33 protein-coding genes and 1 tRNA gene are annotated in these 21544 nt (G+C 39.8%); 12 read left to right on the top strand and 22 right to left on the bottom strand.

Translation table 11 applies throughout. From position 1 onward, the window contains the following. Positions 1-188 precede the first annotated feature (188 nt). A complete protein-coding gene (locus tag IHV77_RS02575) occupies positions 189-380 on the bottom strand; it encodes a hypothetical protein (protein WP_194812598.1) in 192 nt (63 codons plus the stop codon). Between the two features lie 123 nt (positions 381-503). Here IHV77_RS02575 and IHV77_RS02580 point away from each other — a divergent pair, with 123 nt between their 5' ends. The 4 genes from IHV77_RS02580 (at position 504) to recF (ending at position 4557) form a co-directional block, all read left to right on the top strand. Beyond that, positions 504-854: a helix-turn-helix domain-containing protein gene (locus IHV77_RS02580; RefSeq protein WP_194812599.1), complete on the top strand. Its 351-nt coding sequence runs from the start codon at positions 504-506 to the stop codon at positions 852-854. A gap of 138 nt (positions 855-992) precedes the next feature. Next, complete coding sequence (gene dnaA, locus IHV77_RS02585; RefSeq protein WP_194812600.1) at positions 993-2357, top strand: chromosomal replication initiator protein DnaA; 1365 nt, start codon at positions 993-995, stop codon at positions 2355-2357. A 9-nt stretch (positions 2358-2366) separates the two neighbouring features. After that, positions 2367-3467 (top strand): DNA polymerase III subunit beta, encoded by a 1101-nt coding sequence (gene dnaN / locus IHV77_RS02590; RefSeq protein WP_194812601.1) that lies wholly within the window; start codon positions 2367-2369, stop codon positions 3465-3467. A 1-nt stretch (position 3468) separates the two neighbouring features. Next, on the top strand, positions 3469-4557 hold the full coding sequence (recF, locus tag IHV77_RS02595; RefSeq protein WP_194812602.1) for a DNA replication/repair protein RecF: 1089 nt from the start codon (positions 3469-3471) through the stop codon (positions 4555-4557). 77 nt (positions 4558-4634) lie between these two features. Here the strand turns inward: recF and iscX are convergent, their stop codons facing one another. The 19 genes from iscX to IHV77_RS02690 form a co-directional block, all read right to left on the bottom strand. Then, positions 4635-4832: a Fe-S cluster assembly protein IscX gene (gene iscX / locus IHV77_RS02600; protein WP_194812603.1), complete on the bottom strand. Its 198-nt coding sequence runs from the start codon at positions 4830-4832 to the stop codon at positions 4635-4637. After that, positions 4832-5173 carry an ISC system 2Fe-2S type ferredoxin gene (gene fdx / locus IHV77_RS02605; protein ID WP_194812604.1) on the bottom strand — a complete coding sequence of 114 codons (342 nt, stop codon included), beginning with the start codon at positions 5171-5173 and terminating at the stop codon, positions 4832-4834. Before fdx ends, iscX begins: the two co-directional genes overlap by 1 nt. A 116-nt stretch (positions 5174-5289) precedes the next feature. Next, positions 5290-7164: a Fe-S protein assembly chaperone HscA gene (hscA, locus tag IHV77_RS02610; protein WP_194812605.1), complete on the bottom strand. Its 1875-nt coding sequence runs from the start codon at positions 7162-7164 to the stop codon at positions 5290-5292. Positions 7165-7191: 27 nt separating this feature from the next. Beyond that, a complete protein-coding gene (locus IHV77_RS02615; RefSeq protein ID WP_194812606.1) occupies positions 7192-7878 on the bottom strand; it encodes a DUF2625 domain-containing protein in 687 nt (228 codons plus the stop codon). A 48-nt stretch (positions 7879-7926) separates the two neighbouring features. Further along, positions 7927-8448 carry a Fe-S protein assembly co-chaperone HscB gene (hscB, locus tag IHV77_RS02620; protein WP_194812607.1) on the bottom strand — a complete coding sequence of 174 codons (522 nt, stop codon included), beginning with the start codon at positions 8446-8448 and terminating at the stop codon, positions 7927-7929. Between the two features lie 11 nt (positions 8449-8459). Beyond that, positions 8460-8783: an iron-sulfur cluster assembly protein IscA gene (gene iscA, locus IHV77_RS02625; RefSeq protein ID WP_194812608.1), complete on the bottom strand. Its 324-nt coding sequence runs from the start codon at positions 8781-8783 to the stop codon at positions 8460-8462. Positions 8784-8837: 54 nt separating this feature from the next. Next, the gene (gene iscU / locus IHV77_RS02630; RefSeq protein WP_194812609.1) at positions 8838-9221 is read right to left on the bottom strand and encodes a Fe-S cluster assembly scaffold IscU; all 384 of its coding nucleotides are present in this window, start codon (positions 9219-9221) and stop codon (positions 8838-8840) included. Between the two features lie 72 nt (positions 9222-9293). After that, positions 9294-10508 carry an IscS subfamily cysteine desulfurase gene (locus IHV77_RS02635; protein WP_194812610.1) on the bottom strand — a complete coding sequence of 405 codons (1215 nt, stop codon included), beginning with the start codon at positions 10506-10508 and terminating at the stop codon, positions 9294-9296. 64 nt (positions 10509-10572) lie between these two features. Continuing rightward, positions 10573-11022 carry a Fe-S cluster assembly transcriptional regulator IscR gene (gene iscR / locus IHV77_RS02640; protein ID WP_194812611.1) on the bottom strand — a complete coding sequence of 150 codons (450 nt, stop codon included), beginning with the start codon at positions 11020-11022 and terminating at the stop codon, positions 10573-10575. A 51-nt stretch (positions 11023-11073) separates the two neighbouring features. After that, entirely contained in the window at positions 11074-11817 is a 744-nt protein-coding gene (gene trmJ / locus IHV77_RS02645; protein ID WP_194813205.1) for a tRNA (cytosine(32)/uridine(32)-2'-O)-methyltransferase TrmJ, read from the bottom strand. Between the two features lie 351 nt (positions 11818-12168). Further along, positions 12169-12244, bottom strand: a tRNA-Lys gene (locus IHV77_RS02650). Between the two features lie 108 nt (positions 12245-12352). Next, entirely contained in the window at positions 12353-13366 is a 1014-nt protein-coding gene (locus IHV77_RS02655) for a site-specific integrase (RefSeq protein WP_194812612.1), read from the bottom strand. Then, on the bottom strand, positions 13353-14048 hold the full coding sequence (locus IHV77_RS02660; protein ID WP_194812613.1) for a hypothetical protein: 696 nt from the start codon (positions 14046-14048) through the stop codon (positions 13353-13355). Before IHV77_RS02660 ends, IHV77_RS02655 begins: the two co-directional genes overlap by 14 nt. Beyond that, positions 14049-14252 carry a membrane protein insertion efficiency factor YidD gene (gene yidD / locus IHV77_RS02665; protein ID WP_194812614.1) on the bottom strand — a complete coding sequence of 68 codons (204 nt, stop codon included), beginning with the start codon at positions 14250-14252 and terminating at the stop codon, positions 14049-14051. Then, on the bottom strand, positions 14252-14494 hold the full coding sequence (locus tag IHV77_RS02670) for a DUF4177 domain-containing protein (RefSeq protein ID WP_194812615.1): 243 nt from the start codon (positions 14492-14494) through the stop codon (positions 14252-14254). Before IHV77_RS02670 ends, yidD begins: the two co-directional genes overlap by 1 nt. A gap of 11 nt (positions 14495-14505) precedes the next feature. Further along, entirely contained in the window at positions 14506-15066 is a 561-nt protein-coding gene (locus IHV77_RS02675; RefSeq protein ID WP_194812616.1) for a hypothetical protein, read from the bottom strand. Between the two features lie 6 nt (positions 15067-15072). Continuing rightward, entirely contained in the window at positions 15073-15255 is a 183-nt protein-coding gene (locus IHV77_RS02680; RefSeq protein WP_194812617.1) for a YdcA family protein, read from the bottom strand. Next, on the bottom strand, positions 15255-15851 hold the full coding sequence (locus IHV77_RS02685) for a phage repressor protein CI (protein ID WP_194812618.1): 597 nt from the start codon (positions 15849-15851) through the stop codon (positions 15255-15257). Before IHV77_RS02685 ends, IHV77_RS02680 begins: the two co-directional genes overlap by 1 nt. 12 nt (positions 15852-15863) lie before the next feature. Continuing rightward, positions 15864-16265 carry a helix-turn-helix domain-containing protein gene (locus IHV77_RS02690; protein ID WP_194812619.1) on the bottom strand — a complete coding sequence of 134 codons (402 nt, stop codon included), beginning with the start codon at positions 16263-16265 and terminating at the stop codon, positions 15864-15866. A 120-nt stretch (positions 16266-16385) separates the two neighbouring features. Here IHV77_RS02690 and IHV77_RS02695 point away from each other — a divergent pair, with 120 nt between their 5' ends. Next, complete coding sequence (locus IHV77_RS02695) at positions 16386-16553, top strand: hypothetical protein (protein WP_194812620.1); 168 nt, start codon at positions 16386-16388, stop codon at positions 16551-16553. Continuing rightward, positions 16550-16843 (top strand): DNA-binding protein, encoded by a 294-nt coding sequence (locus IHV77_RS02700; protein WP_194812621.1) that lies wholly within the window; start codon positions 16550-16552, stop codon positions 16841-16843. The genes IHV77_RS02695 and IHV77_RS02700 overlap by 4 nt, the downstream gene beginning before the upstream one ends. Before the next feature lie 30 nt (positions 16844-16873). On the opposite strand, the gene IHV77_RS02705 is transcribed toward IHV77_RS02700, so the two are convergent. Together IHV77_RS02705 and IHV77_RS02710 are read right to left on the bottom strand one after the other, a co-directional pair. After that, positions 16874-17332, bottom strand: a complete 459-nt coding sequence (locus tag IHV77_RS02705; protein WP_194812622.1) for a hypothetical protein — start codon at positions 17330-17332, stop codon at positions 16874-16876. 169 nt (positions 17333-17501) lie between these two features. Then, on the bottom strand, positions 17502-17750 hold the full coding sequence (locus tag IHV77_RS02710; protein ID WP_194812623.1) for a hypothetical protein: 249 nt from the start codon (positions 17748-17750) through the stop codon (positions 17502-17504). A gap of 89 nt (positions 17751-17839) precedes the next feature. On the opposite strand from IHV77_RS02710, the gene IHV77_RS02715 reads away from it, so the two are divergent. The 6 genes from IHV77_RS02715 to IHV77_RS02740 are packed head-to-tail and all read left to right on the top strand — an operon-like array spanning position 17840 to position 21540. Continuing rightward, positions 17840-18211 (top strand): hypothetical protein, encoded by a 372-nt coding sequence (locus tag IHV77_RS02715; RefSeq protein ID WP_194812624.1) that lies wholly within the window; start codon positions 17840-17842, stop codon positions 18209-18211. Next, a complete protein-coding gene (locus IHV77_RS02720) occupies positions 18208-18405 on the top strand; it encodes a hypothetical protein (RefSeq protein WP_194812625.1) in 198 nt (65 codons plus the stop codon). The genes IHV77_RS02715 and IHV77_RS02720 overlap by 4 nt, the downstream gene beginning before the upstream one ends. 10 nt (positions 18406-18415) lie before the next feature. Continuing rightward, positions 18416-18613: a hypothetical protein gene (locus IHV77_RS02725; protein ID WP_194812626.1), complete on the top strand. Its 198-nt coding sequence runs from the start codon at positions 18416-18418 to the stop codon at positions 18611-18613. Positions 18614-18624: 11 nt separating this feature from the next. Further along, positions 18625-18897: a hypothetical protein gene (locus tag IHV77_RS02730; RefSeq protein ID WP_194812627.1), complete on the top strand. Its 273-nt coding sequence runs from the start codon at positions 18625-18627 to the stop codon at positions 18895-18897. Between the two features lie 51 nt (positions 18898-18948). Next, positions 18949-19212 (top strand): hypothetical protein, encoded by a 264-nt coding sequence (locus tag IHV77_RS02735; protein WP_194812628.1) that lies wholly within the window; start codon positions 18949-18951, stop codon positions 19210-19212. 3 nt (positions 19213-19215) lie between these two features. Then, the gene (locus IHV77_RS02740) at positions 19216-21540 is read left to right on the top strand and encodes a replication endonuclease (protein ID WP_194812629.1); all 2325 of its coding nucleotides are present in this window, start codon (positions 19216-19218) and stop codon (positions 21538-21540) included. Positions 21541-21544: the final 4 nt, after the last annotated feature.

A 21544-nucleotide genomic window follows, 5' to 3' on the forward strand; every position in this document is an offset into this window, starting at 1 on the left:
TCAAACAAAGAAATGGATTTTCGTAAAACGAATTTCCATTCCTTTAAAAATCGGGGCGATTATACGGATTTCAGACAAAATCTCAAGTTTAAAAATCTATAAGCTATACTTTCTCAGTATCTATTTCATTATGCTAAAAAAAAGGATGGTTAAACATTACCATCCTTAATTTTTCTTCATTCTTTGACCTAATATTTTGAACCTAATATCTTACCGGTTGCTTCCGATGCTCTTACGCTGGCTTCTGCTTTAGCTCTCATCACAGCACTATCTTTTGCTGAAGTAGCTACATCACCTGCCATTGATTTTAACTCAGCACAGCCACCCAATATACACATAGATACAAAAAGTACTCCATAAAAAAGATTTTTTCGTTTCATATAAACCTCTAATTACTAATGAAATAAGAAAAGATATTGTTTAAATCAAATTTAAACCAATTCAGTTTAAAATAAACCAAAATAGTTTTCAATGATTTTTTTGATTGAATCATAATTTCAAGCATGGAAATCAAAACAGAACGCGAACAATTTAGTGAACGTTTGAGACTTGCACTAAATTCGGCTTATCCAAAAGGCTATAAAACAAGCCAAATAGCAATAAAATTTAATCTTCAGCACCCCAATGAACCGGTTACACAGCAAGCCGTTCATAAATGGCTGAATGGATTGGCTATTCCCTCTAAAGATAAATTACAAACCTTAGCAAATTGGTTAAACATTAGCCCCGAATGGTTAAGATATGGACTCGAAGAACAAGAATACGATGTCGATGAAATACTATCGAACCTCATAAAAGGCTTATCTAAAAAACAAAAAAAGCTTCTTATATCTGTGATTACGGAGTTCAAATAATCCCCTGTCAACCCTATTTTTTTAGATTTTCTTTCGTATTTATTGTAAAATTGTACCCAATTTTGTACCGCACTTTGACATGCTTCAGATAACGGATAGAAGCATATTACAAGCAAAAATAACTAAGGATAATTTATCGTGAGCCTTTCCAATCTTTGGCAAGATTGCCTTTCTCAATTACAAGATCAAGTTTCCGCCACCGATTTAAGTACTTGGCTACGCCCTTTACAGGCAGATATTATCTCTAACGATCAAATTATCCTTTATGCGTCCAATATGTTTGTAAAAGGATGGGTTGAAACCCATTATTTAGCGCAAATTCATCAAATTTGCCAAGCGCTTGCGCAAAACCCCAATTTACAGATTATCTTAAAAGAAGGGGTGAAACCTACGCCTAAATCGGCACCGATTTCCCCAACAATGCCTCAGTTATCGGAAAGTGCGGTCAGTTTTGAGCCTAAAATTGAAAAAGCGGTGAAATTTGAATCCCATCTCAACACCAAGCATTTATTTGAAAACTTTGTCGAAGGTAAATCAAACCAACTTGCGCGTGCCGTAGGGCAGAAACTGGCACAAGCACCGGGTGAAGCCGCCGCAAACCCGTTCTTTCTGTATGGAGGAACAGGATTAGGTAAAACTCACTTATTGCATGCCATCGGTAATGGTATTTTAGCGAATAAACCCAATGCGCGCGTTCTTTATATTCACGCGAACAATTTTATGCAGCATATGGTAAAGGCGATGCGCGATAACAATATGGAACAATTTAAAAAGTTCTACCGTTCCTTAGATGCATTACTTGTGGACGACATTCAATTCTTTGCTGAAAAAGAAAAAACCCAAGAAGAGTTTTTCCATATTTTCAATAACTTATTTGAAACCGGTCGACAAATTATTTTAACCTCTGATCGCTATCCCAAAGAAATTGAAAAAATTGAAGAACGTCTAAAATCACGTTTCGGTTGGGGCTTAACCACTGCCATTGAGCCGCCTGATTTAGAAACACGTGTTGCTATTTTGTTGAAAAAAGCCGAAGAACATCAAATGTATTTACCGGAAGAAGTGGCATTTTTCATTGCACAGCGCTTACGCACCAATGTACGTGAACTTGAAGGTGCGCTCAATCGTGTAAAAGCAATGCAAGACTTTAGAGGCGGTGAAATCAATATTGATTTTGTGCGTGAAACCTTAAAAGACATTCTCGCTTTGCAAGAACGTTTGGTTACCATTGACAACATTCAAAAAACCGTGGCGGAATACTATCGAATCAAAGTATCGGATTTAAAATCCAAAAGTCGCCAACGTTCTGTTACACGTCCACGCCAAATCGCAATGGCACTCGCCAAAGAACTGACAAACCGCAGTTTGCCGGAAATCGGACGGGCATTTGATCGGGATCACACCACCGTTCTCAACGCTTGCCGTGAAGTTCCCAAATTCCGTGAAAAAGATAACAGTATTCAAGAAGATTGGGCGAATTTAATTCGAACCTTATCTGCATAAGGAGCTATCATGCAATTTAGTATTTCAAGAGAAAATCTATTAAAACCTTTACAGCAAGTTTGTGGCGTATTAAGCGGCCGCCCGAATATTCCTGTGTTAAACAACGTATTACTCCATATTGAAGATAATCGATTAACGATCACCGGTACGGATTTAGAAGTAGAACTTTCCAGTCAAACACAGCTTTCTTCGTCCTCCGATAATGGTACTTTCACTATTCCGGCAAAAAAATTCCTTGATATTTGCCGCACTTTATCGGACGAATTTGAAATTACCGTTACCTTTGAAGAAGATAGGGCAATTATACAATCCGGAAGAAGCAAATTTAACCTCACAACCCTACCCGCAGAGGAATATCCTAATTTAACCGATTGGCAATCGGAAGTGGATTTTGCCTTACCGCAAAATACATTACGCCGTTTGATAGAAGCCACCCAATTTTCTATGGCTAACCAAGATGCACGTTATTTCTTAAACGGTATGAAATTTGAAACGGAAGGCAACTTACTTCGCACCGTGGCGACCGATGGGCATCGCCTTGCCGTTTGCACGATCCCGTTAGAGCAAGAATTACAAAATCACGCCGTCATCTTGCCACGTAAAGGGGTCTTAGAGCTAAACCGCCTGTTGGAAAGTAGTGACGAACCTGCACGTTTGCAAATTGGCACAAATAACCTCCGTATTCACCTTAATCACATTGTTTTTACATCAAAGCTCATCGATGGTCGCTTCCCTGATTATCGCCGCGTGCTACCACGTAATGCGACAAAAATCGTGGAAGGTAATTGGGAATCTTTAAAGCAAGCTTTTGTTCGTGCTTCAATTCTTTCTAATGAACGGGTACGTAGCGTTCGCTTAAATTTAAGTGAAAACCAACTCAAAATAACCGCCTCTAACCCGGAACACGAAGTTGCGGAAGAGATTGTCGATGTCGCCTACTCCGGTGAGGAATTAGAAGTGGGTTTCAACGTCACTTATATTTTGGATGTATTAAACGCACTAAAATGCCAACTAGTACGTATTCGCTTAACGGATGCCTCATCAAGCTGCTTAATTGAAAATTGTGAAGATAGCAGCAGCGAATATGTCATAATGCCAATGCGTCTGTAAGATGGCCATTACCCGCTTATCTGTTGAAAAATTTAGAAATCTAAATGCCGTGGATCTGGAATTGGATCACGGCTTTAACTTTTTGGTGGGAAACAACGGTAGCGGAAAAACCAGCTTACTTGAAGCGATTTTTTATTTAGGTCACGGACGTTCTTTTAAAAGTGCGGTCACAAATCGTATTATTTCTTATGATGAACCTCACTTTACGCTTTTCGGACAAATACAAGAAGGGCAACACCAATGGTCAGTCGGATTACAGAAGCCACGACAAGGAAATACCCTCGTAAAAATCAATGGTGAAGACGGCAATAAAATCGCTGATCTTGCTCACTTGCTCCCTATGCAACTTATCACTCCGGAAGGTTTAACGCTATTAAACGGCGGCCCAAGTTATCGCCGAGCTTTTCTAGATTGGGGACTATTTCACCATCATCTCCACTTCCATTCCGCTTGGGGCAACCTCAATCGTTTGTTAAAACAACGAAATGCAGCCCTGAATCAGTTTCAACCTTATGAAGCGATAAAAGTGTGGGATATTGAATTGGCAAAACTCGCACATCAAGTCAGTGATTGGCGAGCCGAATATGCCGAAGCATTACGCCCTGAAATAGAACAAACCTGTCGATTATTTTTACCGGAGTTAGAAATTAACGTAAATTTTCATCAAGGTTGGGATAAAAATACCGAATATGGCGATTTGCTTCTCCAAAATTTTGAGCGTGATAAATCCTTAGGTTATACCTTTTCCGGTCCTCAAAAGGCCGATTTTCGTTTTAAAGCCAATGGATTACCGGTAGAAGATGTGCTTTCACGCGGTCAATTAAAATTGCTAATGTGCGCCTTACGCCTTGCTCAAGGGGAGCATTTAATGAAAGAAAAACAGCGTTCCTGCATTTTCTTAATTGATGATTTCGCTTCCGAGTTGGATCAATTCAAACGCGCCCTGCTTGCAGAACGCTTACAGCAAAGTAATTCACAAGTGTTTGTAACAGCCATTACCCAAAGACAACTAAAAGAAATGCAAGTGAAAACATCGGGATTGTTTGAGGTGAAAGAGGGTGTAATTACGCCATTAGCGAAATTAAAATAATCGAAAAATTGACCGCACTTTCTACAACAAAACCGCCTAGAAAATTCAAGGCGGTTTTATTTCAATAATTTTAAACACTAATCTTCATATTCTTCCAACCATTTTAGCAAAATGGCTTCAAGAATTGCTTCATTAGATTTCTGCGGATCATCATCAAAATCGTCTAATTCGCAAATCCATTGATGTAAATCCGTAAAACGAACCGTTTTCGGATCAAGTTCCGGATTACGATCGTATAATTCTTCTGCGATTAGTTGGGCATCAGTCCACTTCATTAATGTGCCGCCTCATTTGCATGATTAAGATTATATTTTGGAATTTCCACGACCAGATCTTCATCTCCGACAACACATTGACAAGAAAGGCGACTGTCCATTTCTAAGCCCCAAGCCTTATCCAGCATATCTTCTTCTTGATCACTGGTTTCATTTAAGGAGTCAAAACCTTCGCGGATAATGACGTGGCAAGTCGTACAGGCGCAAGAGCCGTCACAAGCGTGATGAATTTCTACTCCGGCATTGTGTGCCACTTCAAGTAGGTTATCGCCGGCGGCGGCATCCACCACCATACCTTCCGGACAAAATTCATCATTCGGTAAAAAAATAACTTTTGGCATAATACTTTCCTCAAAATAATTTAAAATTTATACGCAATCGTTTTAAACGATTGCTATGTCTAACGACACTGTTGGCAAAGCCAACGTTCAAAATCTAACGATTTTGTGACCGCACTTTACGGTTTCTCAATTTCTGCGACATTCTTACCGCTAAGGGCTTTATTAATTGACGCATTCATTCTGCGTGCCGCAAATTCCTGTGTCGCCACGTCCAATGCTTTAATCCCTTGTGCAATCGCATCACGATCCGCACCTTGTTTTACATCAATGAGCTGCTTTAATATGGCCTCGATCTGATGAAATTCTTCCGTGCTAAGCAATTCCGCACCATCGGCTTGCAAGGCGGCAATAACACTTTCAATCACTCTTTCGGCTTCTACACGCTGTTCTGCGAGTTCACGCGCTTGTAAATCTTCTTGAGCATTATCAAAAGAAGATTTAATCATTGCCGTCACTTCTTCATCCGTCAAACCGTAAGAAGGTTTAATTTGAATAGAAGCCTGCACTTTGGTCGATTTTTCCATTGCCGTAACACTTAGCAAGCCGTCAGCATCCACTTGATAAGTCACACGGATATGTGCCGCGCCGGCTGCCATCGGCGGAATGCCACGTAAAGTAAAACGACCTAAAGAACGACAGTCCTCAACAAGCTCCCGTTCACCTTGCACTACATGAACGGTCATCGCGGTTTGCCCGTCTTTGAAAGTGGTGAATTCTTGCGCTCGGGCAACGGGAATTGTGGTATTACGCGGAATAATTTTTTCCACTAATCCGCCCATCGTTTCAATGCCTAAAGACAGTGGCACGACATCAAGCAATAACATATCTGCTTCCGTTTTATTGCCCACCAAAATATCCGCCTGAATCGCCGCCCCAAGCGCAACCACTTTATCCGGGTCAATAGAAGTCAATGGTGTTTTACCAAAAAACTCGCCTACCTGTTCACGAACATAAGGTACACGTGTTGAACCGCCGACCATTACGACTTCCTGCACTTCATCAGCTTCCACATTGGCATCTTTTAAAGCACGGCGACAAGTCAGTAATGAGCGTTTAACAAGCCCGTAAATTAATTCATTAAATTGGTCACGCGTAATCTCAACTGAAAAATCCAGCCAAGAAATGACCGCACTTTGCGCATTACTCAGAGCAATTTTAGCTTGATTTGCAAGGGTTAGAAGCTCACGCTGTTGATTCGCATTTTGTGCTTGACATTGAGTTTGCTGCGACACCCAACCCGCAATTAAATGATCGAAATCATCACCGCCTAATGCGGTATCACCGGCAGTTGCCAAAACTTCAAATACGCCTTTGGATAGACGCAAAATAGAAATATCAAACGTGCCGCCACCTAAATCATATACGGCAATTACCCCTTCTTGTCCGCTATCTAAACCATAAGCGACAGCGGCTGCCGTGGGTTCATTCAATAAGCGTAATACATTTAAACCGGCTAAACGTGCGGCGTCTTTGGTGCTTTGACGCTGTGCATCATCGAAATACGCCGGTACGGTGATCACCACACCGGAAAGTTCCCCCCCTAAACGCTGCTCGGCAATATGATTTAAACGCGCAAGAATATCGGCAGAGACTTCTATTGGGCTTTTTTGCCCCTGAGCCGTCACTATTAAGGGTAAGCCGTTTTCACTTGCTTTAAATTCATAAGGGAGCGATGGATAACGGGTTCGTACATCGGCAAGACTACGACCGATTAAACGTTTTACCGAAATAATCGTATTCTGAGGATCGGAAGAAGCATGCTTGAAGGCATCTACCCCAACCTGTTTTTCATTTTCGCCGTTCGCCGTTTTACCGTAATACACGACTGAAGGCGTAAGGCTTCGCTCCCGCTCATCATTTAAGATTGTCGCTTGACCGCTGCGCACTGCCGCTACCAAAGAATTTGTTGTCCCTAAATCGATCCCGACCGCCAAACGATGTTGATGCGGTGCAGCAGTTTGCCCCGGTTCTGCAATTTGTAATAATGCCATAATATTTCTTTTCTATTTCTTCATTAATTATGCGACAGAATACGCCATCTCAAATTTTTCTTTCTCTGCAAAGGCGGCTTTATAATGGGTTTCGATATTCACTTCACGTTTTTGTCGTTGGTCAATTAGCGTATTTTTATCTTCCGCTAAATCAGGCATAAACACAAAAATCTGATTACCATCTAATTGTTTCACATCCTCTTGCCAACCTTGCCAAAATAGTCCTTGATAGAAAGCCTCAAGATCACCGTTTAATACCCAAGACAAAAATTCCGTATAGGTGAAATTTAAGTTATGCCAACTTAAATCTTTCGGTGAAAAATAGTAAATTTTTCCAAGATGTTCACCTAATGAACCGCCATTTAATGCAAAATAGCCACCGATGACATCGTCTGCAACCAATAAATATTTTGGTTTTTCGCCTGATTCAGTGAAAGACTTACTAAAATTCCAATCCATTAAGCCGCGAGGCAATTTAAAACTACCGGAACCTAAAATTCGCAACCATCCATAATGAATCAAAATGCCACCGGTTTCATAAATCACCGCCCCCATTGGCGATGAAGTCGGCATTTGCATAGTGAAAAGCTCACGCCCGGCACTGGATTGATCTTTTTTGATGACCAGACAATCATTCCGCGCCAACTCAATCCATTGGGAAAGTGTTGGCCATGCGGAACGTTCAGAATCGGTTAGTTGTTCGAGAGTTTGCATAATTTATAGACTATATCGTTAAAAAATACGGGAAATTTTAACCGCACTTTAAAGCTCAAAAAAACGCTCTTCTATGCGTTCGATTTCTTCTGTTAGTTTACGTATAAAGCGTAATTTATCACATATTTGCGCCGCCAATTGCCATTGTTGCATTTGGAGATTTTCAGAAAGTGCGGTTAATAATTTCTGCGTTTCTAATTTGATTTCTTTTGCAAAAGCAGCTAACGCCCGCTCATTTTTTTGCATTTCAAATTCTTCTAATTGTTCCCGCCATTGTAACTGTTGCATTAAAAACGCCACATCTTGCGTGCTTTTTTGCTCAAGATCTTGCTGATTTCCGGTATTCAGCGCAATTATCGCTTCAGCACGCAAAATCGGATCTTTTAACGTTTTTAAGGCATCATTCACTTCAGTCGATTTCTGCATTGCAATACGTTGTTCTACCGCACTTGCAGAGGCAAAATTATCAGGGTGCAACGTCTTTTGCAGTTCCAGATAACGTGCATTTAAGGCTTGCATATCGAGTTGAAAATCAACGGGTAAATCAAAAATTTCAAAAGGATTGAACATGATATGTCACCTTAAACGTGAAAACTTTCACCGCAACCGCAAGATTCTTTAACGTTCGGATTATTATATTTAAAGCCTTCATTTAACCCTTCTTTTACATAATCCAACTCAATGCCATTAAGATAAACCAAGCTTTTGGGATCGACGATGATCTTTACACCATGTTGTTCAAACACTTGATCCTCATCATTCAGCACATCAACAAATTCCAAGACGTATGCTAAGCCCGAACAGCCTGAAGTTTTCACCCCCAGACGTAAGCCAATACCTTTACCGCGATTATCCAAAAAAGCTTTTACACGCTGTGCGGCTTTTTCTGTTAATGTAATGCTCATACTTCCCCTACGATCAGTAAAAGTGCGGTCATTTTTACCGCACTTTTTATTGTATTATTCGCCTTGTTTCGCTTTGTAATCCGCAATTGCCGCTTTGATTGCATCTTCCGCTAAAATGGAGCAATGCACTTTTACCGGCGGTAATTCTAATTCTTCGGCAATTTGGCTATTTTTGATTGCTCCCGCTTCTTCTAAGGATTTACCTTTTACCCATTCGGTAATCAACGAACTTGAAGCGATAGCGGATCCGCAACCGTAAGTCTTGAACTTCGCATCTTCGATAATGCCGCTATCGTTTACTTTGATTTGTAACTGCATTACGTCACCACAGGCCGGCGCACCCACCATTCCGGTACCGACAGAACTATCTTTTTTATCCAACGCTCCGACATTGCGCGGATTTTCATAATGATCAATTACTTTTTCACTATAAGCCATTTTAACTTTCCTTACTTAAATGATTGAAAAATGCTGCCGATAATACTCGGCAAATCGGCAGCAATGAAATTCCTAGTGCGCAGACCATTCAATGGTGCTGAGATCTACACCTTCTTTAAACATATCCCATAACGGAGACAACGCACGTAATTTTTCTACCGCACCTTTCATTAAGTTGATGGTGTAATCAATTTCTTCTTCAGTAGTATAACGACCGAGGGTGAAACGAATCGAACTGTGTGCCAATTCATCATTTAAGCCTAAAGCACGCAATACATAAGAAGGTTCAAGACTTGCTGATGTACAAGCCGAACCTGAAGAAACGGCGATATCACGCAGTGCCATCATCAAGGATTCACCTTCTACATAGTTAAAGCTGATGTTGAGATTGTTATCTAAACGATGTTCCATCGAACCGTTAACATAGGTTTCTTCAATGTCTTTTAAGCCGTTGTATAAACGATCACGAAGTGCCTTTAAACGTGGCATTTCGGTTGCCATTTCTTCTTTTGCAATGCGGTACGCTTCACCCATTCCTACAATTTGATGCACAGGCAATGTGCCGGAACGCATACCACGCTCATGGCCACCGCCATGGATGATCGCTTCCAAACGCACGCGCGGTTTACGGCGAACATATAACGCACCTATACCTTTTGGCCCATAAAGTTTATGGCTGGACATAGAAAGTAAATCTACCGGTAATTCCGCTAAATTAATGGCTACTTTGCCCACCGCCTGTGTTGCATCAACGTGAAAAATCGTTTTATTTGCACGACAAAGTTCACCGATGGCTTTAATGTCTTGTACCACGCCGATTTCATTATTAGCGTGCATAATCGATGCCACGATAGTATCCGGACGAAGTGCCGCTTTGAATTTTTCTAAATCGATTAAACCGTCGGACTCCGGTTCTAAATAAGTTACTTCAAAACCTTCTCGTTCTAACTGACGACAAGTATCAAGTACCGCTTTATGTTCGGTTTTACAAGTGATGATATGCTTACCTTTAGTTTGATAAAAATGCGCTGCGCCTTTAATCGCCAAGTTATCGGATTCCGTTGCACCTGATGTGAACACAATTTCTCGAGAATCCGCACCAATTAAATCGGCAATTTGATTACGTGCAATATCCACGGCTTCCTCTGCTTGCCAACCGAATTTATGGGAACGGGATGCCGGATTACCGAAGGTGCCGTCAATGGTTAAAAATTCCATCATTTTTTTCGCAACACGTTCGTCCACCGGGCAAGTTGCCGCATAATCCAAATAAATAGGTAATTTCATTTTCACTCCTAATAAACCATTAAAAATTTAACCGCACTTTTGTTATTCGTACAGCTACTTTCCTTTATTGATTCAATAAATTTTCAAAATCACTATGAGATTCAAGCCTGATATTACGTTTATTAACCAACTCTGCTAACGTAATCTCATTTAAAAAACTTTCAATACGGTTGCTTAATTCTTCCCAAAGCGCATGAGTTAAGCACTCCGTGCCATTCTGGCAATTACCACGCCCTAAACACTTAGTAACGTGAATATTTTCATTTACTGCCGAAATAACCATTCCGATAGAAATCTGATCACAAGATAAACCGAGTTTATAACCGCCACCCGGACCACGAACACTTGTTACTAAACCACATCGGCGTAATTTAGCAAAAAGTTGTTCTAAATAAGATAGTGAAATATTTTGGCGCTCAGAAATATCTGCAAGACTCACCGGCCCATTAATCGCATTTAATGCGATATCTAAAATCGCGGTTACTGCATAACGCCCTTTTGAGGTAAGTTTCATAAAGTTTCCTTAAAAAAGTTGCGCCAATGTTTACATATCAGACTAAAATAGTCAACTATCCATATTGGGCAAATTAAGTTGTTTTTCAACCGAACTTAGCATTCCGCGTAAAATATTCAGTTCGTTTTTTTCAACATTCGAACGCAAATATAAACGTCTTAATTTCTGCATAACGCCTTGATTTTTAATGAATCCAAGAGATTTATAAACCCGATCCGTATGTGCGAAAAAATATTCCATTTCTTGTGATGTCGCATAATGATGGTCGGTATTATTAATTTCACCAATCAAAGAAAACGGTATTACATTATTTTCTTTCGTTAATAATTCCATTCTTAATTCATAACAAATTAACTGGACTGCCATCGCCAAATTTAATGATGAATAATCAGGGTTTGCCGGAATCGTAAGGTGATAATGACATTTGAGCAATTCGTCATTATGTAACCCTACACGTTCGCGTCCGAAAACAATTGCAACATTTCCGTTATGAGCAGCGACTTTTTCGCTGCATTCTCGTGGTTCAATCAAAGTATTTTGCAGATGACGCAAACGTGCACTCGTACCAATCACTAATGAACAATCGGCGATTGCTTCATCAAAACTAGAAACGATGTGCGCGGCTCTCACAATATCTTCTGCGCCGGCAGAAAGTGCGATAGATTGCTCGTCTATCAATTTTGGTGAAACTAAATAGAGTTGGGAAAACCCCATAGTCTTCATCGCACGCGCAGCAGAACCAATATTCCCGCTGTGTGAAGTTTCCACAAGAACAACTCGGATATTCTCGAACATAAGTTTCATTATCTGACCTAAAATTGCGGGCATTCTATCATAATAGCCTTAATTTACGGTCAAGAATTTTCTTATTTTAAAAATAAAGATTATTTATTGATAATCGGACGGCGATAGAAAGAAATGAAATATTTGAATTTCAGACGATTACGTATTCAGCATACATCTATTGACCGAATAAACTAAGTTCAAAACAGATATTTTGAAATAAATACTAAGAACTACCGGACTTTAATAACTGAATCGCATGTTGGAAGTGCGTCGATAACCGCCACTAGAAAAACTGTTTAGAAAGAAGATTTGGAATGCTTACGAAATCTTACCGCCACTCTACCGCCAGTTTGGTCTAAGTGGTGGGTCGTGAAGGATTCGAACCTTCGACCAACGGATTAAAAGTCCGCTGCTCTACCGACTGAGCTAACGACCCAAGTATAGGATTTTAAAGGAGTTTTTTATAAAAACGGAATTTTATAAAATGGTGCCCGAAGCCAGACTTGAACTGGCACGCCTCGAAAGGCGAGGGACTTTCAATCCCCTACTGTGCAGGGTTAGAAAGCGGATTGAATTTGACCGCACTTTCCAAATGTGAAGGGGCGAAATGTGCATAACGCATTGTCATTTCAATAGTCGAATGCCCTAGAATTTCTTTCAACACCAAAATATTCCCACCGTTCATCATAAAGTGACTGGCGAAAGTATGGCGTAAAACGTGGGTTAGCTGTCCTTTCGGCAATTCAATTTCGGCACGAATTACCGCATTTTCAAAAGATTCATACGCATCTTTAAACAACCGCCCACGCTTTTTCGGCAACATTTCAAACAATTCTTGGCTAATCGGCACAGTGCGGTTTTTCTTTGATTTTGTGTTCGTGAAGGTGATTTTATATGGCATAACTTGTGATTGGGTCAGCGTTTCCGCCTCACTCCAACGTGCGCCGGTTGCCAAACAAACACGCACAATCAAGCCCAAATCAGGGTTGCGTGAATTGTCGCATTCAATAAGCAAGCGATAAATATCCCGCTCATATAAAAACGCCAGTTCAGTGTCACGTTCTTTAAACAGCCGAACACCCTCAAGCGGGTTTTCACCTTTCCATTTACGCAATGATTTCAGCTCATTAAACACCGCACGCAAATAAGCGTGTTCACGGTTTATCGTTGCCTCTTTCGGTGGTCGATTTTTATTGGCGGAAAATTCCCCATCAAGGCGACGTTTTCGATAGTCGGCAAACACCTCTGCGTTAAATTCATTGGCAGGCGGATCGCCCAAATGCGTACAAAGATTTTTCAGTTTTGCAAGCCGAGCTTCACCGTCCGAAAGGGTTTTACCGTGAACATCAAACCATTCTTGCACATAAAAACTTAATGCCGGCAAATCATCAGCTGCCAAAACTTGCACAGAATCAACCGCACTTTCTGTTTCTGCTTTGGCTTGATTATAAAAACAGAGCGCATCCCCTTTGGTTAAAAACCACTTACGTGAACGCTTACCGTTTACATAAACTTCCGCAAGCCATTTTCCGTTTTTTGTGTCTTTACGAACTGCCATTTAATAATTCTTGATATTTTTTCTCTATTTGTTGCAATAGCTCATTTATTAAAGCCCAATAGTTATCACTACTATTTTTTAATTTCTCTAGTGTTGATTCATCAATATATGGAAAACAATTAGTACTCTCACGGATAGAAAAAATAAAATCATTAATCCTATTAAGATCACTAAAACCAATTACATTACTTACAAAAAGACTATGTCTAAATATATTATTTATTCTATCAGTATCTAAAACTTCATTAATGTATTTATTTATCCTTTCAACGTTATCTAGGTTAAAATCTAATCTTTTATTTAATATTTCTTCGCACAGGTAACATGTGTTTATTAAACAATTTCTTATATACCTCAAATCTCTTCCTAACTCGCCATATAAATCATCAATTTTACTTATGATTGCATTATTATTCTGTATTTGTGCCTGATGTGCCGCCTTTTTAGCATAGTTAGCGGCTTTCCAAGTACCAATCAATACACCAATTGTACATAGTGCCATAATCCAGTCAGTAGCTTTTATTCCTTGAAAAGTACTAAATGAAAATGCAAAAGCAACTATCGCTATGGAAAATGAAATTAAGAATGGGGCAAAAAACCACCGAAGTGAATCTAAAATTGATTCATCATTAAGAAATTTTTTCAATATATCTAACACTATCATTCTTTTATAAATTGTCATTTATGGATAATCTTCCCCACCATTAGGATATTTACAACGGCGTAAACGGTTTAATGCCATCTTCCACCCTTTCAAAAAACCGTATTTTTGTAAGGCTAAAATAGCGTAGTTTGAACAACTGGGTTCAAAGCGACAAGCACCACGAATTTTTTGTGGTGCAAGCCGTTGATAACATAAAATGAATTGAATACTAAGCCAAACCATTAAACAGGTTTTCTAAACGTAATGACATAATAATTGACGGGGAAAGATTTCTGCCCAAATAAAGCCCCTAAACACCCCGGCTTCTCTTGTACGCCAATTTCATCAACACGCAAAAATTCCCAACCATTTTCAGCATATTGATTCACAATATCTTGTAAATAGTGTGCTGCTGCATTATGTTTGTCTTTCTTATTCACCTCAATATTCGGTGGAATTTGAACCATTTTGTAAGTGTAAGTCATAATATTTGCTCCTATCGGTTTAAAGCGTCATGTAATTCTTCAAAGCTATCGTATTTTTTCCCCTTATAAATAATTTCACTCATAAGGGAATAATCAAAAAATTTTCTTGTTTTATCTTTTGATGTTTCAGCGATCAAAACCCCAAAAGTACCCCATTCCGCATTAGCATCAAACTCAATATCAATTAACTTTACAGAATAAAATTTACTACCTGTTGATGTTTCATATTCAAATTTAACTAAATCTCCTTTTGAAACAGGCTTATTCTCTGCTTCTATTTCTTGTAACCTCTTATTTTGATTTTGTAACTCTTTTTTCTTTCTAAAATCTTTTTCAAAATTAAGAATTGGTTTTCTAAAAACAACCGTCAACAAAATAGTAACAAAAATATTAATACCTAATATCCAGTTACCAATTATTGTCCCTTCCATTTCAACAAATGAAGAAATAACAATATAAAATAGAAAAACAAGTAGAAAATAAAGACCAAAAGCATATTTAGCCAATATCATTGAAACACTAAAGAAGTTATTGATTTTTAATTCAATATCTAAAAGTTTTTGCTTAATCACAATTTACTATCTTCTACAAACTTTCTTAGAACGAGAAACAGAACCATCATTACAAATAAACTTACCACCGGAACAATGAGAAACGCCCCCTTTCTTACCGGAACAAGGTTCACGCCCACGTGCATCTGCCATATTTGCAACCATAAAAAATGCACTTGCAACTAAAACGCTTGAGATCAATTTTTTCATTACAATTTCTCCATCTTCAAAATCACCTTCCCCACCACATCAATATCCGAAAGCTCACATTCAAAACTGAATTTGCCGCCGTCAACACGGATTTTCCCTGCCGGCAACACGGTGATGTAACGGATAAGGTGAGAGTTTTCCACAATGACGAAATAATCGCCATCAACCAAGTTGCCATAATCGCTTGTGGCAAAATACGTTTTGTTGTCTTCCACAACGCAAAATACTTTGTCATAGCTTTCACGGCTATCTAAATTCGGTAAATACGGTAGGAAAAGGGGCTTATTATCAATAATGAACGCTTGCCCGTTTTCCACCCGTATCGCATTAAAATATTTTAAATCTGAACTTTTGTCCCAAATTGGTTCTTGTCCACACACTAAATAATTTAATCGTGCACCGGTTTCGATAGCGCAACGGATAATTAAATCAGCCGGAAAAAAATCACGCTTGCACCAAGTGCTAAATGTACCCACGGGAACATCAAGACGCACGCCCAGTTCTTTTCTTTTAGTTACGCCATAGGCTTTCATTAGTCGACTAATAGCAGCGCGTCCGCCCGAAAAATTCAAAGATTGATTTAACTGAATTTCCATTGCGTATTTCCTTTATTTATTTATATGAATATCCCCATTTCCGACTACATTATTTTCAGAACCGTTGATAGTTTGAGAAATAGAAACAGGTGAGTTTTTTAATCCGGTCATAAAGGCAATAGCTTCCAGTTTCTTTCGGTCATCAAGATCATTGAAAGCAATCAAGGCAAGTTTTTCGTGTGTAGTTAATTCGTTAACCTGCTGACCATGCAATAACCAATCAATACTTACATTAAATCTGTTTGAAACTAACAAGAGAGGTTCTAACGGTACTAAATTCCTTGTTTTCCACTTATTTACGCTAGGAGGTTGAATTCCAATAATGCTCGCTAATTCCTTGTCCGTATGCACATCACAAATTTTTTTCATACGCTCAATGATTTCATATGAATTTAAATCAAGTCTTTCTTTCATAAATTAACAATTTTAGTATTGAAAATTACCTAAAGGGAAATTAGAATATCCCAAAAGCTAATTATTGTAATTCAGAGTTATTAAGAATTACTAGATTATCACAACAGAGGAAATTTGACTATGCCTAAAATCCACACACAAACCAAAGAAGGGCGATTACAAATCGTATTAGAACCGGAGCTACTTCAAAAAGTGAAAGCACTGGCGAAAACGGAAGATCGGACAATTTCATCAATGGGACGCATATTGATTAACCAAGCACTTAACAGCAAGGAGAAAAATCAATGAGCACTATAAACATTAAATTACAGTGCGATGAACCTTTTATTACACGTAAGGAATATGCAAAGCGTTTAGATGTATCACTAGCAACGGTAAGCAATATGATCGATCAAGGTGTGCTTGTAAGCGTAAAGCTAAAGAAGTGGAATAAAGAGAAAAACAGGTATGAAACCGGACAGAACACAACCGTATTAATTGACCTGGTTGCAACGGCAATGAAAAGCATTAAACGACAACAAAACCGCACAAAGTGCGGCTGGTTTTCACATTCATTAAGTCATGGGGGAAAGCAATGACAGAAGAATTTAATCATCCAAACAAACAAGCTATTTATCGTCTGTTATCAATGTCTGCTCAACAGCGTTATGAGTTTTTGAAACCTCACGTAAACGTGCTAAACGCTCACGAAGAGCTGATTTACGAATGGTATTTAGTTCATCTGCTATTTGTAGATGGACTGAAGGCAAAAATGAATGAAATACGTCAATTAATTTATCCGCTCGCTCAATTCGACCTGATTTGTAATGACGCGAAAGCTGCATATTCAAATTTTCAATCAATGCTTGACGAGTTTGAGCAGGCAATACTCCGAAAGCACTATCAAGTATACGGATTAACTCCCGCAGATTATCTTCAAGCAATCGCCCCTCGGTTGGCAAAACTTGAGCAGGAATATCAGCTTGAACCGGCATATCAGCCGAAAGCCCAAGCACCCGCTCAAGACGATCAAGCCGTTGCGCCATCAGCTCAAGAGACTGTGCAATGTTAAGTTCATCAAATTTCATAGGGAAGAACTCCTAAAGCCAACACCGCACAAAGTGCGGTCAGTTTCAAACATAAATTTTAGTGATAAGGGGAAGACAATGACTAAAAGCAAATCATCATTCACATTCTTTGCACAAGAATATTGTGAAGAACACAATTTAACGCACCAAGAAATTCAACACAAAATCGCTATTCTACAATGTGACGTAAAACCCGTCCGAGATACTGCTCAAGCTCACGAGCAACTTCGGGAGATTTTTTCCCAATGGCGTCAAGTCTGTGAAAGCAGGCACGCTCATAAGTCCCAGCCAAATCCGGCTGTGAGCCAATTACTTCAAGAATTATCGCAAGCGCTTGTTCTTGATAAGCAAGCTGAATCTGAATTTGATCGAGCTGTGCTTGAATTGATAAAGGCTTATTTTCTTTCTGATCGCTCATCTTATGAACTCCTTAAATTAAGTAACCGTTTATTTAAATTGGGGCAAGCATACAACAAAAGCGGCAAATAACAAAGCGAGGGCGTGGCAATGTACGTTCAAGAAAGCAAAAGTCCGGTGGAGCAATGGTATGAAGAACAAGGCATACCCCGCCCCACCGCCAAAAACGGGGAAGACGTGTTGTACCAAATGGCGTTAAGCAAATATGAAGTAGAACGGGCGTTCAACGGCTTAACCCATAAACAAAGTGGCATACTCAAAGCCGTTGCCGATATTGAACCCGATGAAGATTACATCCGCCCAGATTTAACCGGCGACAAACTGTGGCACTACAACGATAAAGGCATAGATAAGTTAGTAAAAGGCTTAAAAGAAATGACGGGTATTCGCACCGCCTTTCCAAGAGCCTTACGCCGAGCCGATTTCTATCAGTTAGACCCATACACAAGGGGAAAAGAATGATAACACCAACACCGGAAACCTGTTTGGCAGCCAAAAGAAAATGGCTGCGTAAATTCGATAAATATCGCGAAAACTGGCTGCGATTGAAACGTAAAAATGAAGAAAATGCAGCTGATAGGGTTTATCAAAAAATGGTGACGGCATTAGAGTGCGCAAGCCATCTCCATAAAAAAGCCGAAGAATTGGCACATTAAGGAAAACACGATGAAAACACGAAAAATTATACAAATCGCTACCTCTGAATCAATGGTATACGACTCCACAATAAACGAAACAGAACGTTCAAATTCGATTCTTGCACTATGTAATGACGGCACATTGTGGTACCGAGACATATACATTTCAGGCTTAAACAAAAAAGGTTGGGAACAAATTGAAGATATTCCGCAACCTCAAGAATAAAGGAAAACATTATGCAAGAACATATCATTGATTTAACAAACCGCTATTGCCTTAAATTAAGTAACGGGAAATATGTGCTTTACGAAATCGACCTCAAGGATAACGGCACCTATGAACGCACAGGCGGAAAAGTATGTAACGATTTATTTTCCGCATTCAATAGCGTTACTTATTGCGAACTAAATCAAGAAGAGGTGACAAATATCACCGAGGTCATCAAACGATTAGAGGCAATACAGGCAGAAATAAAACGTATTGCTGAAATTCAACAGGCTTATGCCTAATCCTTTTTTTACCTGCAATCATTAATTAAATTCAACAATTGATATACATTTATGAAAACATTTAATTTAGAACAAGCATTACAAGGCAAACCAGTTCGTCTTGCTTGCGGAGCTGAAGCCTATATTTTTACAGATATCAGCAACCTTGCGCCAAATGATTATTTTCCGCTTATCGGCGGTTACGCCTATGAAGTGAACCTTAACGATGAACACTCTCGTGTTTCATTTATGGATCTGCGTTGGTCGAAAAAAGGCGAATTAAACAAAAATGAATGGGCTCATCTTTTCAACATCGTGGGTATGTGGGAAGAATAAACCATGCAAACGTGGCAACAACAACGAGACAGCAACATCGCCGCCCGTGAATCACACATGGCGGTGGTGTTGGCTGAACGTCATCAAGCGGCACAAAATGGGGCGAATTTCCCTCGTTTTTTGCCCTTTGATGATGCCGTTTATACGCCACATCAACTTGAATTATTTGCCACAAACCCGGTTGATTTTGAGTTTATTGAAAAGAAACTTGAAATCCTGCCACGCCAACGTCAGCGTGAATATTTCCGTAAACTCTACATTAAAGCCTATCGTTCCATCAAAGATGATGGTTCGATTGCTTTTGCTTTAGGTAACAAACAACGTAATTATGCCAATAACTATTTGCGTGAAGTGTTAGATGTGCGTTTGCAAAAGGTCTTTTCACAATACAATGTGAATGTGGATTTTTTGCAAACTTTCATCAATACGCCACAGTGGGTTTTATCGGTAAAAGATGAAATTCAACAAGCCGTGCAATTTTCCACGGTCACGCCAAGTGCAGAACTCTCAAAGCATTACAATGAATTGCACTACTCCGGCTTTCATTTAAAAGTGTATGGTGTCGCTCAAAAACAAAAGCACCTACCTTTCTATTTGCTCACTGAAAGCAAGTTAAAAAAGATGGCGTACCAAATCGCCGACTCATTTACAAAATTTCAGTTTGATTGCTCCCATTTTTTAAAAGACGGTATTGAAACCGACAATGAAGCCGATATTCAAGGTTATTTCCGACAGCTTTATCAATGGTGCGGTGAAATCGCACTTTCCGCCGGTTTTAAAATTCCCCATTGGGAAAAGTTAGAACACAGTAAACCAATTAAACCGGAAAACATTGAAAGCACCTTACTTCGTCTTACCTGCGAAAAATGGTGGTTCAGACAAATGCGCAGCACACAGCGCAAAATGATTGAACATATCGCCATTGCGTGCGGTGAGGTGCGTGCGAATGCGGCAACCTATATTTCTAACCAAGGTTTTCAAGAATGGCAGCTACAACAACGTAAGAACCACGACTATTTACGTGCAATGATTATTGAAAACATTGATGATCCTGCCGAACAAGCAGAATTATTCGATATTTTCCTTAAATCTTCGGCAAATCCTGCGTTGCGTAGAAACGAGATGATGGTGCGTTTGCGTGGTATGGAAGAATGGGCGGAAGAAAACAACAATGAAGCCATATTTTTAACCCTTACCGCACCTTCATCTTTTCACGCTTCCAACAGTAAAAGCGGAAGTAATAATAAAAAGTGGTCGGGCGCAAACCCACAAGAGACACAACGCTACTTAAATAAAGTGTGGCAACAGTTCCGGGCGTTACTCGCCAAACGCAATATCAAAATGTGCGGTATGCGAGTGGCAGAACCCCACAAAGATGCAACACCCCACTGGCACGCCTTATCCTATGTGCCGGCAGAACATAAAGCAGAAGTGATCCGACTCTTTAAAATGAAAGCCCTTGAACTGGACGGCAATGAAAAAGGCGCAGCAGAACACCGTTGCAAAGTGGAAGAATGCGATAAAACCAAAGGCAGTGCCACCGCCTACATCGCCAAATATATTGCCAAGAATATTGATGGTTTTGCCCTTGCCGGTGAAATGTCCGATGAAGATCCAACCCTTAGCCTACACGACAATGCCCTACGGGTTCGTGCCTGGGCGAGCCGTTGGGGAATTCGTCAGTTCCAATTCTATGGTGGCTCTTCTATTTCTGTTTGGCGTGAATTACGCCGTTTAGTCAGTGGTCAAGCCGATGATGAAATCATAGACAAAGCACAAGCGGCGGCAGGCGTTGCCGGTGATTATGCGGCGTATATGGAAATTCAAGGCGGTGCGTTGGCGAAACGTGCCGATCAACCGATTAAACTCAACTACGAAACCAAATCCGCCAATAAATACGGCGAACAGCGCAAATCTATTATTGGATTAGCAAACCGTTTCAGCCTTAAAACGGTGATTTCTCGCACTAAGCGATGGGCAATTAAAAAACGCCCGAAAGATTTTTCCGCAACCCAGGTTGAGCGCAGCGAAACCGCAAACAGCGGGCTTTGCCCGCCTTGGACTTGTGTCAATAACTGTAACCGCTCAAAAATCGAACAAAAAATAAAACAGTTATTGATCCCGATTTGCGCGCCATTAAATGAACAAAAATTAGACTATTTATTCCGCTACAAGCGGCTAATTATTGATAAATACACCGCCCTAGAATTGAAAGATGATGACGTGCAGTTAGTCAAACGCAATCAAAATATGATTGTGTCGCTTAGTCCTGTGCCAAGAAATATCCAAAAACTGAAAGCATTACATAAAAATCAACGAACCCAATAGGAGA

The sequence above is a fragment of the Rodentibacter haemolyticus genome (genome assembly GCF_015356115.1).
GTDB classification, from domain to species: domain Bacteria; phylum Pseudomonadota; class Gammaproteobacteria; order Enterobacterales; family Pasteurellaceae; genus Rodentibacter; species Rodentibacter haemolyticus.